This is a genomic window from Minwuia sp., assembly GCF_048263705.1.
Classification (GTDB): Bacteria; Pseudomonadota; Alphaproteobacteria; order Minwuiales; family Minwuiaceae; genus Minwuia.
In genome coordinates this window covers 39,741-54,700 of sequence record NZ_JBLXDV010000009.1, presented here as the reverse complement: position 1 = coordinate 54,700, position 14,960 = coordinate 39,741, and the positions used below count along the sequence as shown (strand labels likewise).

The window sequence follows — 14,960 nt, the reverse complement described above, 5'->3', positions numbered from 1 at the left end:
CGGTCAGCCCATCATCGCGCGCAGGGCGCGGGTGGCTTTCGCGGCTTTCGACATCTTCACCGTCGCGGTCGGGTCGGCGAAGCCGCGCGCCAGCAGCTTGTCCAGATAGCCGCGATAAATCGATCCCATGACCAGCGCGGGCTTCAGCTTCCGGCGGTCATGGCGGCGTGACTGCTCCTCGGCGTCTCGGAAGCGGGCGTCGGCTTCCTCGGCGATCCGGTCGCACACGGCGGTCAGGCGCGGGTCACGGACGATTTCTTTCGGATCGGTCGCTGTGATCCCCTCGGCGCGGATCATGTCGATGGGCAGATAGATGCGGCCCTCGTCGGCATCCTCGCCGATGTCGCGCAGGATGTTGGTCAGTTGCAGCGCATCGCCCATGGCCAGCGCGAACTGCGTCGCATCAGGTTCGCCGAAGATGCGGATGGACAGCATGCCCACCGCGCCAGCGACCCGTCGGCAATAGAGGTGAAGCCCGCTGTGGTCCAGACGCTCGGCACGTCCGAAGTCGAGGTCGACGTCCATCACCATGCCGTCGATCAGCTCGATAAACTCCTGTTTCGGCAGGTCATAGGCTTCAACGGCGGGCAGCAGTGCCACCATGGTGAGATCTTCCGGCTGACCCTGGTACAGCCGCTCGACCTCCTTGCGCCATTTGTCCAGCCCGTCGCGCTTGGCCTGTTCGGTCCCGGGCTCGTCGGCGATGTCGTCGATCTCCCGGCAGAAGGCATAGACGCCGTACATGGCTCTGCGCCCATCCTCCGGCAGGATCTTCATGCCCAGCCCGAACGAGGTGCCCGACTTTTCAACGATGCGGCGCACATGGTCGTGCGCCTTCTCCAGTTCGGCGTTCACGCACGTCCTCCCAGATAGAAGCGTCCCAGCGCACCGGCGGCGATCATCGCCATGCGCGGTTTGCCGAATGCCACGCGTTCGGCCAGCGGATCGCGCCGCCGCAATTGTTCCATCAGCGCATCCGCCAGAGCGACGATCACGGCAGATTCGGCACCCAGATGTCTTGATTGCAGCTTTTTCGGCATCTTGCGAGCCCTGATCATCAGGTTCTCGCAGCCATCGAGGCACTGATCCAGAACCGCGCGCAGCGCCGGCGATGCGGAATCTGCGTTCAGCGCCGTTTCGTCGATGCCCCGGGCCTTCAGCCACTCCTGCGGCAGATACACCCGGTCCATGTCGCGATAGTCCTCCTGGCAGTCCTGCAGGTGATTGATGACCTGCAGCGCATCGCACAGCGGATCGGACACGGCGTAGTCCGCCGGGTCCTCGCCGTGCAGGTCCAGCAGATAGCGCCCCACGGGCGACGCGGAAAGGCGGCAGTACCCCATCAGATCGTCCCAACTGTCGTAGCGCGTCTTCACCGCGTCCTGCATGAAAGCCCGCAGCAGGTCGCGCGCATGGCGGTCCGTGACGTTCGTCTGGCGCAGACTGTCGCGCAGGCGGTCAGGTTTGGCGAGCGCCGGATCGGACGACCCGTTGACCAGTGCGTCGTCGAACGCCTGCAGCCTGTCGAGCTTCTCCTCCGGGCTCAGGTCGGGGTTGTCGGCGATGTCGTCACCGGCCCGCGCGAAGGCGTAGAAACAGGCCACATGCGGGCGCAGGCGTTTCGGCAGCAGGAACGACCCGACGGGAAAGTTCTCGTCCTTCGCGCCCTTGCCCGAGGCGGTCTCGATCTGGCCGGTGCCGGGGCTCATTTCGCGATCTTCGCCTGATAGCGACCCTTCCAGTTTCCGCCTCTGCCCGTCCAGTGCCGCCGCGCGCTGTCGAGCGTCATCAGGGCGTACATGAGTCCCGCGAGCGGCAGCAGCGCCATCATCCACGCCGGTTGCCCGTAAAGGCGCAGGGCCGGACTGAAGGTGAGGATCGGCAGGGCGAAGCAGCCGATTGCCAGGCCGATATCGAAGGGCAGGGCGAGCATCCAGGACAGATAGAGAGAGATCATGCCCGCCACACTGCCAAGCAGCAGGATCGGGGAGAAGCGCAACTGTGTGAAGGCCGTGCGGGCCACCATGTCCCAGACGCCGGACAGGCCGCCGTAGGCGCGGGCGCTGTGCACATCTTCCGTCAGGCCGAGCCAGATGCGGCCAGACCCGGCGTCGCGCACGGCCCGCGCCAGCGCACAGTCGTCGATCAGCTCGCCGCGTATCGCCTCCATCAGGTTCGCACGCTGCACGACCTCGTTGCGCACCAGCATGCAGCCGCCTGCCGCCGCTGCGGTGCTCTTCGTCGGATCGTTGACCCAGCCGAAGGGATAGAGCTTGGAGAAGAACAGCACGAAAACCGGGATCAGCAGACGCTCCCAGAAGGTTTCGACCTTCAGCCTGACCATCAGCGAGACCAGATCGCGCCGGTCCTCTTCCGCATGTGCCACCAGTCGCGAAACGCTGTCTGGCGGATGGTGAATGTCCGCATCCGTGAACAGGATGTAATCCGGCTCGGCACCCATCTCCCGCAGATGGCGCACACCCTGTTCCATCGCCCAGACCTTGCCCATCCAGCCTTCCGGACGGGCTTCGGCATCGATCACGACCGTGCGGTCATTGCCCGCCTGCCGGGCTTTGTCGCCGGTGCCGTCTTCCGAGTGATCGTTCACGACGATGAGGCGCAGATCGCCCGGATAGGTCTGTTCCGTCAGGCGTCGCACGGTTTCGCCGATCAGGTCCGCTTCGTTGCGTGCGGGAATGACAACGGCCACCGTGGGCCAGGTTTCCGGCGTTTTCATCTCACCGGGCAGGCGCTCCTGCAACTGCCAGTAACCGCCGCGCAGCACGATCAGATAGATCCATGCGGCAATACAGAGGCCAAAGAGTATGAACAGCGCGGTCGTCATCGGCGCAGGTGATACCAGCCCAACGCAAATCGGGCTATCGCCGAGTGATGAAATCCCCGAGACTTTGGCTGAATTGATCCGGGGAGACGAGACGCCATGACCGAGACACCGCTGCATCGCCGCGACGCGACACAGATCGCCGCCGACATCCGCGAGGGCCGCACCACTGCCGTCGAGGCGCTGGAGATCATGCAGGACCGTGTCGAGCGTCTGAACCCGCAGATCAATGCCGTCATCGCGCATGATTTCGAGGGCGCGAAGGTCGCCGCCGAGGGTCTGGACAAGCTGCTGGACCGCGGTTACTGCCTCGGCCCGTTCCACGGCGTGCCGATGACCGTGAAGGAAAGCTACAACGTCACCGGCTTCCAGACGACCTGGGGCGATCCGGCGATGAAGGGCAACATGGCCGATGCCGATGCCGTCGTCGTGGAGCGGATCAAGCGCGCGGGGGCGAATGTCTTCGGCAAGACCAATGTGCCGCTGAACCTGACCGACTGGCAGTCCTACAACGACGTCTATGGCGGCACCGGGAATCCGTGGGATCCGACACGCACGCCGGGCGGGTCGTCGGGTGGCTCGGCGGCGGCGCTGGCCGCAGGCCTGAGCGCGCTGGAGTTCGGATCCGATATTGGCGCGTCCGTCCGCAACCCCGCGCATTACTGCGGCGTGTTCGGGCACAAGCCGACCTATGGCATCGTGCCCAAGCGCGGCCACTGGAAGAAGCCGTCCAACGCGCCGGGCGACGTGGCGGTCTGCGGACCGCTGGCCCGTTCGGCCCGCGATCTGGAGGCCGCGCTGCTGGCCGTGGCGGGCGACGACCCGATCTACGGTGCGGGCTGGACGCTGAACCTGCCGAAGCCCGAGAAGGACGATCTGGGGGACTTCAAGGTGGCGCTGATGCTCGGCTCGCCGGTGACCGAGACCGAAGCCGAATATCAGGACGCCCTGCGCGATCTGGCCGAGAAGCTGCGGGCCGAAGGTGCCACGGTCGACGAGCGCGACCCGTTCGAGGTCGACTGGGAGGAATATCACCTCGATTATTTCCGCCTGTTCCGGCCCGTGACCCACGCGCGGCTGCCCGCCGATGCCTATCAGTGGTTCAGGGACGAGGTCGCCAAGCTGTCGGATGATGATGACAGCTATTTCGCCATGAACGCGCGGGCGGGGACCATCAGCTATTACGACTGGGCCGCCGCCGATCAGCGCCGTTACGGCTATCGCGACAAGTGGAACGCGTTCTTCCAGGACTACGACCTGCTGCTCTGTCCGCAGGCCGCGTCCGCCGCGTTCCCCCGCAACGAGGACCAGCCGCGCGAGATCCGCGAGATCGAGATCAACGGCCACAAGGTGCCCTACAATGATCAGCTGTTCTGGGCGGGCATTTCGGGCGCTGTCTACCTGCCCGGCACCGCTGCCCCGATCGGCCTGGGCGCGCAGTCCAACCTGCCGCTCAGCGTACAGATCATCGGCCCCTATCTGGGCGATCTCACCACCATCCGCTTCGCGCAACTGATCGAGGAAAGCTTCGGCGGTGCCCTCTGCCCGCCGGGATACGAGTGAGAAAAATCGCGGTCGCCCGCCAGAAACACGAAACGCTCAGGTAAGCGCCGCACGGTCATCGGCAGCGCGCGAATGGAGCAGCAGTGTTCCGACGACGCAATCTTGCGCGACCGATCCGCCCCCGAACATCGGAGCCCGTCTAGGGGTGCCGACGTCATATTTCGGCCATGAAAGATAGCGAAACAACCGCCATGCGACGCCAACCCGATGACGGGAACCGGCACGTCGTCTGGTTTGACTGGCGTGACGTTACTCCCGAAACACTGATCCCTGACAATCTGGCGGAGATCGAATGATCAGTACGCTCGGAAAAAGGGGTGGGAAGATAATCATCTGTATCGTTTTTGCCGGAACGGTGGGTCTCGCAATCTATTTTATATACTGGTCATTCTACACATACCCGTTTTTCGATTATACGGCCGCGTGCAAGAATTATGAAAGAGATCCAGATTTATATCCACGGTACGGACGACTAAAAACGATCAATGGAATTTACACGTTGGAATTCAGATTTCACGTATTGAAGTATTATAGAGATATTATTCCGGCAGACTGGCCGGGCATCGAGATAGTAGAAAATGAAATCCATATGACCGGGGCGACATATTTTAATTACCTGTACGGTGGTGGGAAATATGATGATGAGCTGGAGGGATATCGGTACAATGCAACACAGGCAGCTACTCAAGCGATCATGCAGACCCGTATTTCTGAGGGCCGGTTTGGTCCGGAAATTCAGAAACAGTTTATGGTTCAGGATTGGTCAGTCGAGGGCGACCAACGGATGATGCACCCGGATGAATGCGGGCTGGCGGAAGAGCTCATCCTGGCTGGCGGCGCGCTGACCGGCGACCCGCCGCACGCCCCCGGACAGTAAGGCACCGTAGGGTCGCCGGGTCGTTTTACCGCTGGTCGGTTTTCAGCCAGTCCGCCAGGAAACCGTCCACCCAGTCATCGACGAACGGATCATGTGCTGCGCGGCCCGCGTGGTGTTCGTCCGGTTGCTGTGCGCCGGGCAGGGTCAGCCGCTCGGCACCGCCGATCAGCCAGCGCCGGTTCATCTGCTCCGTGACTTCCGGGTGGAACTGGATGCCGATGCCGTTCGCTCCGATGCCCAGCGCCTGATTCTGGAAGTGATCGCTGGTCGCCAGCAGGGTGGCGCATTCGGGCAGTTCCAGCCCCTCGCGGTGCCACTGGAAGATGCACATTTCCTCGGGAAACCAGGCCTCGCCCGCCTGCGTCGCGCGTATCTTGTAATAGCCGATCTCGACCTGGCCTTCGGGATGTTCTGCGACCGATCCGCCGTAGGCCCGCGCCATGATCTGTGCGCCGAGACAGACGCCGAGGTACGGCGTCCCGCTCTCGATCACGCCCGGCGTCCAGTCCAGTTCGTTGCGGATGTAGGGTTCATGGTCATCGTTGGCGCTCATCGGACCGCCGAAGACCACGGTCCCGGCATAGTCGTCCATGCTTTCAGGCAGGGGATCGCCGCAGGCATGGCGGCAGATCTCGATCGGATAACCCAGCGTTCTCAGCCGCATGCCGATCCGGCCGGGATCGGAATGCTTCTGGTGCACCACGAGCAGGACCGGCTTTTTCATGCGCTCAGACATCATCCATGGTGATGATGACCTTGCCGTTGCGGCCGTCGCGGCCGGCGTGGGCCACGGCTTCCTTCACGCGCTCCAGCGGATAGGTCGCCTCGACCGGCACATGCAACAGCCCTTCCGCCATCTTCTTGCCAAGGAAGGCGTAGGTGGTTCCGATCTCGCGCGGGTCGGTCTTCGCAAACCAGGGCGCCAGCCAGAAGCCCCGGATCGTCAGGTCGCGGAAGACGGTCTCGCGCGCGTCGATCATCAGCGGATCGCCCGACAGCAGCCCGTAGTTCACCACCGTGCCGCCATCGGCAGTCGCCCTTGCCAGACGCTGGACCGAGGTGCCGCCGACCGCATCGATGGCCAGCCGGGGCAGATTGCCGCCCGTGGCCTCGACCACCCGGTCCGGCAGGTCTTCGCCGTCGACGAAGACGTGGTCCGCGCCCAGTCCGGTCAGTTCGTCGATCAGGTCGGGACGCCGGACCACGTTGACGGTCTTCCAGCCCTGGGATTTCGCGAGACGGATGATGTGACGCCCGACCGCCGAATTGGCCGCGTTCTGGATGACGTAATCGCCGCTTTCCAGGGTCACATAGTCCCGCAGCATCAGCCAGGCCGAGGCCGGATTGGCGCGCAGCATGGACAGCTGGAGAATGTCCGCATCGGCCGGCAGGGCGACAAGTCCCGCGGCCGGACCCTGCACGATCTCGCGCCACAGCCCGCGCGCGGGCGGGGTGACCAGATCGCCGACCTTGACGTTGTCGACACCGTCGCCGACCGCGATGATGCGCCCGACGCCCTCGGCCCCCTGGGTCGCCGGCAGCGGCGGCAGTTCGGCACCGTAGCGGCCTTCCATGTTCAGCAGGTCTGCCGGATTGATCGGACTGGCCAGAACACGGACATTGACGCGGCCCGGTCCGGGATCGCCGGGTGCATCCACCTCGATGATCTCCGCAACGTCCGCCGGATCGCCAAATCGTGTGAACTGCATCTGTTTCATGTTTCGCCGCTTCCCCGTTCCGTCAGCATATCCGGTGCCGCATATCTGCCGCGACATTCGTACCGGTTGAGACGCCTGCCCCGATTGCACATCTAGCCAGTCTAGTCGTCAGACCGCATCAGGGAAGGATTATCAGAATGGCCAGTGAAGGGCTACATGAGCCGATCGAACGCCTGTCCGAGGAAACGCTGGACCTGCACAGGGCCATCGTCTCCCTGATGGAGGAATTCGAGGCGGTTGACTGGTACCAGCAGCGCGCCGACGCCACCGGCGACGCCGACCTGAAGGCCATACTGGGTCACAATCGGGATGAAGAGATCGAACACGCGGTGATGACGCTGGAATGGCTGCGGCGGCGCATGCCCCGGCTGGACGAACAGATGAAGAGCATCCTGTTCAAGGACGGACCGATCACCGGCGAGCACGGTGACGACGATGACGTCCTGCGGGCGACTCCCCGACGCAACCAGGGCGATCTCGGCATCCGCGACCTGAAGGATTGAGGTGAAAATCATGGACGACCTGAAACGCGGGCTGGCACCCGTCTCGAAGAATGCCTGGACGGAAATCGAAGAGGCCGCCGCCACGACCCTGAAGACCGTTCTGGCCGCCCGCCAGGTGGTCGATTTCAAGGGACCGCTCGGCTATCACCACGACGCTGTCGCCACCGGACGTGTGCGGCAGATCGATGAGCCTCTGGCCGACGATGTTTCCGCGCGCCAGCGCGTGGTTCTGCCGATGGTCGAACTGCGCGTGCCGTTCGAAATCGAGATCGACGAACTGGAAAATCTCGACCGCGGCGCGGAAGACGCGGACCTCGATCCGGTGGTGGCCGCCGCGCGCACGATCGCGCTGGCCGAGGATCGCCTGGTCTTTCAAGGCTACGAGGCGGCGGGCATCCACGGCGTCATGACCAGTGTTGCCTCATCTGCCGGCGATCTGCCCGACGATCCCGCAAAACTGCCGGAATCGATCGCCGAAGCGCTGGAAAAGCTGCGCCTTGAGGGCGTGCAGGGGCCTTTCGCCATGGTTCTGCCCGTGGACCTCTACATCCGCCTGCAGGCAGCGGTCTCCGACACGGGGCGGCGCGTGCTGGATCATGCGCGCCATCTGCTCGACGGGCCCGTCGTGCCCAGCCGTGCCGTCGAGGGCGGGCTGATCCTGTCCCGTCGCGGCGGCGATTTCGAGCTATACGTCGGACGCGACTTTGCCATCGGTTATTCGAGCCATGACGCCCGGCACGTAAAGTTGTATCTTGAGGAGACATTGTCCTTTCGTGCGATCGGCGACGAAGCCGCGATCGCGCTTCCGCTTGCGAAATCCTAGCGAGGATCGCGCAGACTGGATGACGCGAGAGGTCAGAGAATTGAAACTCTGGGGAGAGACAAATGCCCGATACCGCACCACTCGTGAAATCCGTCCGCAAGCAGGTCTCCGACGAGGAATGGGCCGTTCGCGTCGATCTGGCCGCCTTCTATCGTCTGGTGGCGCACTACGGCTGGGATGATCTGACGGCGACCCACCTGTCGGCCCGCGTGCCGGGCGAGGATGCATTCCTGCTGAATCCGCACGGTCTTTTCTTCGACGAGATCACGGCGTCCAGCCTGGTCAAGATCGACTACGACAACAACGTGTTGCTGGACGGCGGTTATCCCGTCAACCAGGCGGGTTTTACCATTCATTCCGCCGTATTGAGCGGTCGTCCGGACGTCTTCTCGGTTGCGCACACGCACACGCGCGCCGGCATGGCGATTTCGGCGCAGAAGAACGGCCTGCTGCCGCTCAGCCAGACCTCGCTGCGTTTCTACAATCGCGTCGCCTACCACGAGTATGAGGGCGTGGCGCTGGACCATTCCGAACGGGATCGCCTGATCGGCCATCTGGGGACGCACAAGGCGATGATCCTGCGCAACCACGGTCTGCTGACAGCGGGCGAGTCGGTTTCGGAGGCCTTCAGCCTGCTGGCCTATCTGGAGAAGTCCTGCCAGTTGCAGATTGATGCGCTGTCGGGCGGTCAGGAACTGCAGATGCCGACGCCGGAAGTCTGTGAACATACCGCCCAGCAGTTCGACAAGTTCTCGCCGTTGGGCAGCCGCGACTGGCCGGGCCTGCTGCGCAAGCTGGACCGCATGGACCCCAGCTTCCGCGACTGATCGAAATCCGTCTGCCATCGGGGAACCGATCGGATTGATTCAGGAAGCCCTTCCGGACCGCCGGGAGGGCTTCCGCACATGTGACCGGGGGCGCCGAACCATGACCGCATTCGAACTGCAACATTGCCTGATGAGCGAAGCCGAGGTCCTGCCTCTGCTCGAAGGCAAGCGCGAGACGCTGGGCCGCAGGGTCATGGATCCGAAGGCACAGGTCGTCGCCGAGTTCTCCAAATCCGTCCGTGTGCCGGGCTATTTCCCGCCCCTGCCGGAACTGCGGCAGCAGCTTCTGACACTGGTCGGACTGCTGGACGAACCGGCACCCGATCTGCACGAGATCCGGGACATCGAGGTCGCGGGCCGAAACGGTGCGATCCCGGCGCGGGTGTACAGGCCGACCGACAGTGCGGCCCCGCTGCCCGTCCTGTGCTTCTTCCACGGCGGCGGATGGGTGCAGGGGGATCTGGACAGCCACCATGGGCTCTGCGCGCGCCTGGCTCTGTGGTCGGGTGCGATGGTGGTCTCCGTCGATTACGGGCTGGCACCGGAGAACAAGTTTCCCGGCGGTGTGGACGACTGTCTTGCGGCCTATCGCTGGCTGCGCGAGAACGCCGGCGAGATCGGCGGTGATCCTTCGCGCGTCGCCGTCGGCGGTGACTCGGCAGGCGGCAACCTGTCCATCGTCGTCAGCCAGCAGACGGCGGCGGCGGGGCAGACGCCTCCCGATTTTCAGCTTCTGATCTACCCGGCCACGGATTTCGCAACGACGACGCGCTCGCATGCGGAACTGGAGGACGGCGCCATCATCCCGCGCGACCGGATCAACTGGTACATGAACCAGTATCTGAACGGTGATGCGGACAAGGACGATTTGCGCGCGTCACCGGGGCGGAACACCGACCTCGCCGGCCAGCCGCCGGCGCTGTTCCTGACCGCGGGATTCGATCCCCTGCGTGACGAGGCGAAAGATTACGCTGACCGCCTGACCGAAGCCGGCGTCAGCACGACCGTGCACGAATATCCCGGCCAGATTCACGGCTTCATGATGCTGGCCAAGTCCCTCCCGCAGGGACTGGACGCCACCCGCGAGGCTACTGATTACATGAAAAGGCAGTGGGACCTGTACTGACGGTCCGGGTTGGCCGGTCTATTCGGCGGCGCTGGACGCCAGGTCTTCCTCTTCCCAGGCGGTGCGCTTGCGATAGATCGTCTGCGGGGCGATGCCCAGCAGCGCAGCCGCCGTGCGGACGTTCCCGTCGCAGCGGTTGATCGCATGTTCGATATACTCGCGCTCGACTGTGGCAAGGGGCCGGATATCGTCGGAAAGGGCCTGAACCGTCGGCTTGCCATGGACGCGGGCATCCGCCTCGGATGATGCCTGCGTGTCCGGAACCGCCGCCATCGCCGCCGGAATCGCGGAGCGGTCGATTTGCGCCAGCGGACCTGGCAGCATGTCCGCCGTCACCGTCTCTCCATCGTTCAAAACGACGATGTTCTGGATGATGTTCTGCAGCTCACGAACATTGCCCGGCCAGTCGTAGGACATCAGCACGGCGGCGGCGGCCGGTTCGAACTGTCTGAACTTCCGACCTTCACGCTCGGCATAGCTGCGCAGGAACATGTCGGCGATCTTCAGGATGTCGTCATCGCGGTCGCGCAGTGGCGGCAGGTGCAACGGAATGACGTGCAGACGGTAATAGAGGTCTTCGCGGAACCGCCCGGCCTTCACCTCTTCCATGGGATCGCGATTGGTCGCGCAGACAAGTCTTACATCCACCTTCTCGGTCACTGATCCGCCGACCTTGCGGAAGGTCTCGGTCTGGATGAAGCGCAGCAGCTTGGCCTGCAGATCCAGGTCCATCTCGCAGACTTCGTCCAGAAACAGGGTGCCGCCATTGGCCATGTGGGCCGCACCCTCGCGCTCACCCAGGGCACCTGTGAAGGCCCCCTTCACGTGGCCGAAGATCTCGCTTTCCATCAGGTCGTGCGGGATGGCCGCGCAATTGATGGCAACCAGGGGCCCCTTGCGGCGCGGGCTGCGGTTCTTGATCGCTTCCGCGCAGACCTCCTTGCCCGTTCCGCTCTCGCCGGTCACGAAGACCGTGGCTTTCGACGATGCTGCCGCCTCGATGATGCGATAGACCGCCTGCATCGGCAGGGAACTGCCGATGAAGCCCTCGAAGCCGCCGCGGTCGATCTCGGTGCGGTAGGTATCGACGATCTCGCGCAGCTTGTTGGTCTCAAGCACATTCTTCAGCGTCACCTTCAGCCGGTCTGCCGAGAACGGCTTGACGATGAAATCGGCGGCGCCCAGACGCATGGCGGTGACCGCCGTCTGCACCGATCCGTGCGCGGTGATCACGATGACCGGAACGCCTTCGTCCTGTTCGCTGACATGCTGGAGAATGTCCATGCCGTCCATGTCCGGCAGGCGCAGATCCAGCAGAATGGCATCGGGACGGCGATCCTCGAACGAGCGCAGCGCGTCCTTGCCCAGTTCGACGTGATGGATTTCATAGGGCTCATCGCGCAGAAACTGGATGTAACTGCGTGCGAGGGTCGGTGTATCCTCAACCAGTAAAATGTAAGGGCGCGTTCTGCCGCTCATCTATGACATTGTCCCGTTGGTTGTGAATGTGCAGGCTGGTCTGCAGGGCCTGATTCCGGGCTGGCTATCGTCTACAAATTCGACACCGGATGATCTTTCTCGCATGATAGAATCACGATGACAATGCAGGTTCAACCCGAAGAACGCGGAACGGGCAGCGCTTCCCGGCTGAGCATTGCTGATATGGGGCGCAGCGCGAAGCGGCGGCTGGCGGTGCTGGGGATTGCGATCCTGGTGCTGCTGTCGACCACCGTCTACTCCGTTCTGACGCTCAGGGATGAATATAACGCCAGTTCGGGCGAATACGACACGGTGGTCTGGGCCGCGTCGCACACGAAGAACGAACTGTCGCTGTTCCTCTCAGCGCTGGACACTTATGTGACAGGCACGTCGGCGATGACGCAGCGCGAGTTCGTGCAGCGCTACGATTACCTCAAGCAGCGGCTGCCGATCTTTCTGAACAAGATGCGCTCTGACGACGAGGACGCGCTGGGGGCCGGAGAACTGGCGCTGCGGCTCGCCGCGACGCTGAACGCCAATGATGAACGGCTGCGCGCGCTGCAGCCGAATGATTTCAGGACCTACAGCGGCATCCGCAGCGCGTTGCTGCCCGTTTTCAATGACGTCAGGGAACTGACGGATTCGTCGCAGTCGCTGGTGACGCGGTTCCGGGCCGAACGGCTGCGGCCCATCTATTTCAATCTGCTCATGTCCTCGATCGCGACGATGCTGGCGGGCGGGCTGCTGGTGGTGCTGCTGATCCGGGAGATCCGGCGGACGCGCCGGCTCTACAGGCAGGTGGCGATCGCCGAAGCCGGGGCAACGGCTGCCAGAACCCAGTTGCTGGAAGCCATCGAAGCGATGAACGACGGGTTCGCGCTGTATGATTCAGACGACCGGCTGATCCTGTTCAACGCGAAATATGCCGATATCTATGCGGGCGGCGCCACCGGCCGCATCGAGGAGGGGCAGAAGTTCGAGGATGTTCTCCGCCGCACCGCGTCGCGCCACGTCGTCAGCGCGCAGACGAATCCCGAGGTCTGGGTGGCCGACAGGCTGGAGCGGCATCGCAATCCCAGCGGGCCGTTCGAACTGGCCATGACGGACGGCCGGTGGATTCTGGTGGGGGAGTTCCGCACCGACGAGGGCGGCCGCGTCAGCGTCCATACCGACATCACCTCGCAGAAGGAAAACGAGGTCGCGCTGGTCGAGGCCAAGGAGCGCGCGGAAGACGCCAACGTCGCCAAGTCCCGCTTCCTGGCCATGATGAGTCACGAAATCCGCACACCGATGAACGGCGTGCTGGGCATGACCAACCTGCTGCTGGAAACACCGCTGAGCGGCGAGCAGCACCAGTATGCCGAAACCGTGCGCAAGTCCGGCGAGGCGCTGCTGACCATCATCAATGACATCCTGGACTTCTCGAAGCTGGAAGCAGGCCGCCTGGAACTGGAATCGGTGGCCTTCGACCTGGAAGACGTCGCCGACGGTGTGGCCGACCTGCTGTCCGCGCGGGCGTTCGAACGCGGCGTCGAGATCGCGGTCATCATCGATCCTGCGCTGCCCCGCCGTTTTCTGGGCGATCCGACCCGCATCCGTCAGGTGCTGCTGAACTTTGCGGGTAACGCGATCAAGTTCACGGACGAAGGCGGCGTCACGCTCGACATCGCGCTGACCGGCAGCCGCGATGACCGCCCGGTCCTGCGCTTCAACGTCACCGACACGGGGATCGGCATCCCCGAAGACAGGCAGAGTGCCCTGTTTCAGGAGTTCACCCAGGTCGATGCCTCGACGGCGCGGAAATACGGCGGCACCGGGCTGGGGCTGGCCATCTGCAAGCGCCTCATCGGGCTGATGGATGGCCGGATCGGTCTGGAGAGCGTCGAAGGCGAGGGCAGCACGTTCTGGTTCGAGATCGCGCTTGAGCCGGCGGACGCCGAGATCAGCGACGGGCGTCAGCGCCTGCTGGGCATGCTGGACGGTCGGCAGGTCGGCGTGCTTGCCGAAAACGCTGTCCTGCGCGAAGGGCTGGCGGCGCGCCTGCGCGGGCTCGGGCTCCGGGTCGGACATATCTCCCCGACGCTGACGCCGCCGGGCGCGCGGATCGATCACCTGCTGATTGACGGCACCATGGCGGAGGCGGCGAGCGCCACCAACATCGCGACCCTGCGTCAGTCGGTCGATGGCCGGATGATCGTGGCGATCGATCCGTCGCAGCGCGGTCGTGCGGACGATCTGGTCGCGCGCGGTTTCGATGGATTTGTCATGCGGCCGGTGCGCAGCATGCCGCTGGCCCAGGCGCTGACGGGCCGGGACGGCGATGTCGAATCGGCGGCGCGCCAGACCCTGGAACAGATCGGCGATGGGGCGGCGCGCGGCATGCGCGTTCTGGTCACGGACGACAACCGGATCAACCTGCAGGTTGCGCGCGTCATGCTGGAAAAGGCCGGATATCTGGTCAGTGCGGCGGAAGACGGTGCAAGCGCTGTGGCGGCGGTCAGGGATGGCGATTTCGAGATCATCCTGATGGATGTGCAGATGCCGGACATGGATGGTTTCGAGGTGACGGCGAAGATTCGCGCCATGGGCGGCCGGAAAGCGGCGATTCCCATCGTGGCCGTTACCGCGAATGCCATGCCCGAACATCGTGACGAATGCCTCGCGAAGGGCATGGACGATTTCATCGCCAAGCCGTTCGACAAGGTCGAGCTTCTGCAACTGGTCGCGCGCTGGGCCCTTGTCGGTGCGAAGGCGACCGGTGGCCCGCCCGCCGATGTGAATCCGGTTGCGGTGAAAGAAGCGAGCGGGGATCCGGTCAGCCGCGATGGACCGACAGCCGATGGGCAGACTGGCGGTCTGATCGATCAGGCCGTCATGGACCAGTTCGGCGAAGACGTCGGCGCGGATTACCTGCCGGTCCTGCTCAGGGATTTCATCGACGATACGACTGATCTGCTGGCGCGGCTGTCTGAACCCCTGACGGCAGCCAATGCAGGCGATCTGGGACGCGACGCCCACAGTCTGAAGAGCAGTGCCGGGACCATCGGCGCGGTGTCACTTTCTGAGACAGCGGCCCGGGTGGAAACATTCTGTGACTCCGGTCAACTTGAGGATGCACGTGATGCGATTGTTGACCTGCATTCGGTTGCGGGCCGGACACTGGCTCGGCTAAGGGTTATAGCGGGCGAGCAGGCGGCCTGAT

At 63.9% G+C, this 14,960-nt stretch carries 13 protein-coding genes; 7 read left to right on the top strand and 6 right to left on the bottom strand.

Translation table 11 applies throughout. The annotated features are described in order from the left end of the window. Positions 1 to 3: 3 nt before the first annotated feature. From hpnD to ACN0X7_RS13610, 3 genes are read right to left on the bottom strand one after another with little or no spacing between them, the layout of a single operon-like run. Positions 4 to 855 carry a presqualene diphosphate synthase HpnD gene (hpnD, locus tag ACN0X7_RS13620; RefSeq protein ID WP_417518141.1) on the bottom strand — a complete coding sequence of 284 codons (852 nt, stop codon included), beginning with the start codon at positions 853 to 855 and terminating at the stop codon, positions 4 to 6. Next, positions 852 to 1,709, bottom strand: a complete 858-nt coding sequence (gene hpnC / locus ACN0X7_RS13615; RefSeq protein ID WP_417518139.1) for a squalene synthase HpnC — start codon at positions 1,707 to 1,709, stop codon at positions 852 to 854. Before hpnC ends, hpnD begins: the two co-directional genes overlap by 4 nt. Continuing rightward, the gene (locus ACN0X7_RS13610; protein WP_417518137.1) at positions 1,706 to 2,845 is read right to left on the bottom strand and encodes a glycosyltransferase; all 1,140 of its coding nucleotides are present in this window, start codon (positions 2,843 to 2,845) and stop codon (positions 1,706 to 1,708) included. The genes hpnC and ACN0X7_RS13610 overlap by 4 nt, the downstream gene beginning before the upstream one ends. A gap of 96 nt (positions 2,846 to 2,941) precedes the next feature. Here ACN0X7_RS13610 and ACN0X7_RS13605 point away from each other — a divergent pair, with 96 nt between their 5' ends. Together ACN0X7_RS13605 and ACN0X7_RS13600 are read left to right on the top strand one after the other, a co-directional pair. Continuing rightward, positions 2,942 to 4,405: an amidase gene (locus ACN0X7_RS13605; RefSeq protein WP_417518135.1), complete on the top strand. Its 1,464-nt coding sequence runs from the start codon at positions 2,942 to 2,944 to the stop codon at positions 4,403 to 4,405. 292 nt (positions 4,406 to 4,697) lie between these two features. Next, positions 4,698 to 5,282: a hypothetical protein gene (locus ACN0X7_RS13600; RefSeq protein ID WP_417518133.1), complete on the top strand. Its 585-nt coding sequence runs from the start codon at positions 4,698 to 4,700 to the stop codon at positions 5,280 to 5,282. 25 nt (positions 5,283 to 5,307) lie between these two features. Here the strand turns inward: ACN0X7_RS13600 and ACN0X7_RS13595 are convergent, their stop codons facing one another. Together ACN0X7_RS13595 and ACN0X7_RS13590 are read right to left on the bottom strand one after the other, a co-directional pair. Further along, a complete protein-coding gene (locus ACN0X7_RS13595; RefSeq protein WP_417518131.1) occupies positions 5,308 to 6,006 on the bottom strand; it encodes a glutamine amidotransferase-related protein in 699 nt (232 codons plus the stop codon). 4 nt (positions 6,007 to 6,010) lie between these two features. Further along, a complete protein-coding gene (locus ACN0X7_RS13590) occupies positions 6,011 to 7,000 on the bottom strand; it encodes a zinc-dependent alcohol dehydrogenase family protein (protein WP_417518129.1) in 990 nt (329 codons plus the stop codon). Positions 7,001 to 7,137: 137 nt separating this feature from the next. On the opposite strand from ACN0X7_RS13590, the gene ACN0X7_RS13585 reads away from it, so the two are divergent. The 4 genes from ACN0X7_RS13585 to ACN0X7_RS13570 all read left to right on the top strand — a co-directional run bounded on the left by ACN0X7_RS13585 (position 7,138) and on the right by ACN0X7_RS13570 (position 10,279). Further along, the gene (locus ACN0X7_RS13585; protein ID WP_417518127.1) at positions 7,138 to 7,503 is read left to right on the top strand and encodes an encapsulin-associated ferritin-like protein; all 366 of its coding nucleotides are present in this window, start codon (positions 7,138 to 7,140) and stop codon (positions 7,501 to 7,503) included. 10 nt (positions 7,504 to 7,513) lie between these two features. Next, positions 7,514 to 8,326 carry a family 1 encapsulin nanocompartment shell protein gene (locus ACN0X7_RS13580; RefSeq protein WP_417518125.1) on the top strand — a complete coding sequence of 271 codons (813 nt, stop codon included), beginning with the start codon at positions 7,514 to 7,516 and terminating at the stop codon, positions 8,324 to 8,326. Positions 8,327 to 8,388: 62 nt separating this feature from the next. Then, the gene (locus tag ACN0X7_RS13575) at positions 8,389 to 9,153 is read left to right on the top strand and encodes a class II aldolase/adducin family protein (protein WP_417518123.1); all 765 of its coding nucleotides are present in this window, start codon (positions 8,389 to 8,391) and stop codon (positions 9,151 to 9,153) included. A gap of 100 nt (positions 9,154 to 9,253) precedes the next feature. Beyond that, the gene (locus ACN0X7_RS13570) at positions 9,254 to 10,279 is read left to right on the top strand and encodes an alpha/beta hydrolase (protein WP_417518121.1); all 1,026 of its coding nucleotides are present in this window, start codon (positions 9,254 to 9,256) and stop codon (positions 10,277 to 10,279) included. 18 nt (positions 10,280 to 10,297) lie between these two features. On the opposite strand, the gene ACN0X7_RS13565 is transcribed toward ACN0X7_RS13570, so the two are convergent. Then, a complete protein-coding gene (locus ACN0X7_RS13565; protein WP_417518119.1) occupies positions 10,298 to 11,758 on the bottom strand; it encodes a sigma-54-dependent transcriptional regulator in 1,461 nt (486 codons plus the stop codon). A gap of 183 nt (positions 11,759 to 11,941) precedes the next feature. Here ACN0X7_RS13565 and ACN0X7_RS13560 point away from each other — a divergent pair, with 183 nt between their 5' ends. After that, entirely contained in the window at positions 11,942 to 14,959 is a 3,018-nt protein-coding gene (locus ACN0X7_RS13560; protein WP_417518117.1) for a response regulator, read from the top strand. Position 14,960 lies beyond the last annotated feature (1 nt).

Coding starts and splice junctions, on each gene's coding strand:
- hpnC (WP_417518139.1), bottom strand. CDS start 1,709: ATGAGCCCCGGCACCGGCCAGATCGAGACCGCCTCGGGCAAGGGCGCG.
- ACN0X7_RS13610 (WP_417518137.1), bottom strand. CDS start 2,845: ATGACGACCGCGCTGTTCATACTCTTTGGCCTCTGTATTGCCGCATGG.
- ACN0X7_RS13605 (WP_417518135.1), top strand. CDS start 2,942: ATGACCGAGACACCGCTGCATCGCCGCGACGCGACACAGATCGCCGCC.
- ACN0X7_RS13600 (WP_417518133.1), top strand. CDS start 4,698: ATGATCAGTACGCTCGGAAAAAGGGGTGGGAAGATAATCATCTGTATC.
- ACN0X7_RS13595 (WP_417518131.1), bottom strand. CDS start 6,006: ATGAAAAAGCCGGTCCTGCTCGTGGTGCACCAGAAGCATTCCGATCCC.
- ACN0X7_RS13590 (WP_417518129.1), bottom strand. CDS start 7,000: ATGAAACAGATGCAGTTCACACGATTTGGCGATCCGGCGGACGTTGCG.
- ACN0X7_RS13585 (WP_417518127.1), top strand. CDS start 7,138: ATGGCCAGTGAAGGGCTACATGAGCCGATCGAACGCCTGTCCGAGGAA.
- ACN0X7_RS13580 (WP_417518125.1), top strand. CDS start 7,514: ATGGACGACCTGAAACGCGGGCTGGCACCCGTCTCGAAGAATGCCTGG.
- ACN0X7_RS13575 (WP_417518123.1), top strand. CDS start 8,389: ATGCCCGATACCGCACCACTCGTGAAATCCGTCCGCAAGCAGGTCTCC.
- ACN0X7_RS13570 (WP_417518121.1), top strand. CDS start 9,254: ATGACCGCATTCGAACTGCAACATTGCCTGATGAGCGAAGCCGAGGTC.
- ACN0X7_RS13565 (WP_417518119.1), bottom strand. CDS start 11,758: ATGAGCGGCAGAACGCGCCCTTACATTTTACTGGTTGAGGATACACCG.
- ACN0X7_RS13560 (WP_417518117.1), top strand. CDS start 11,942: ATGGGGCGCAGCGCGAAGCGGCGGCTGGCGGTGCTGGGGATTGCGATC.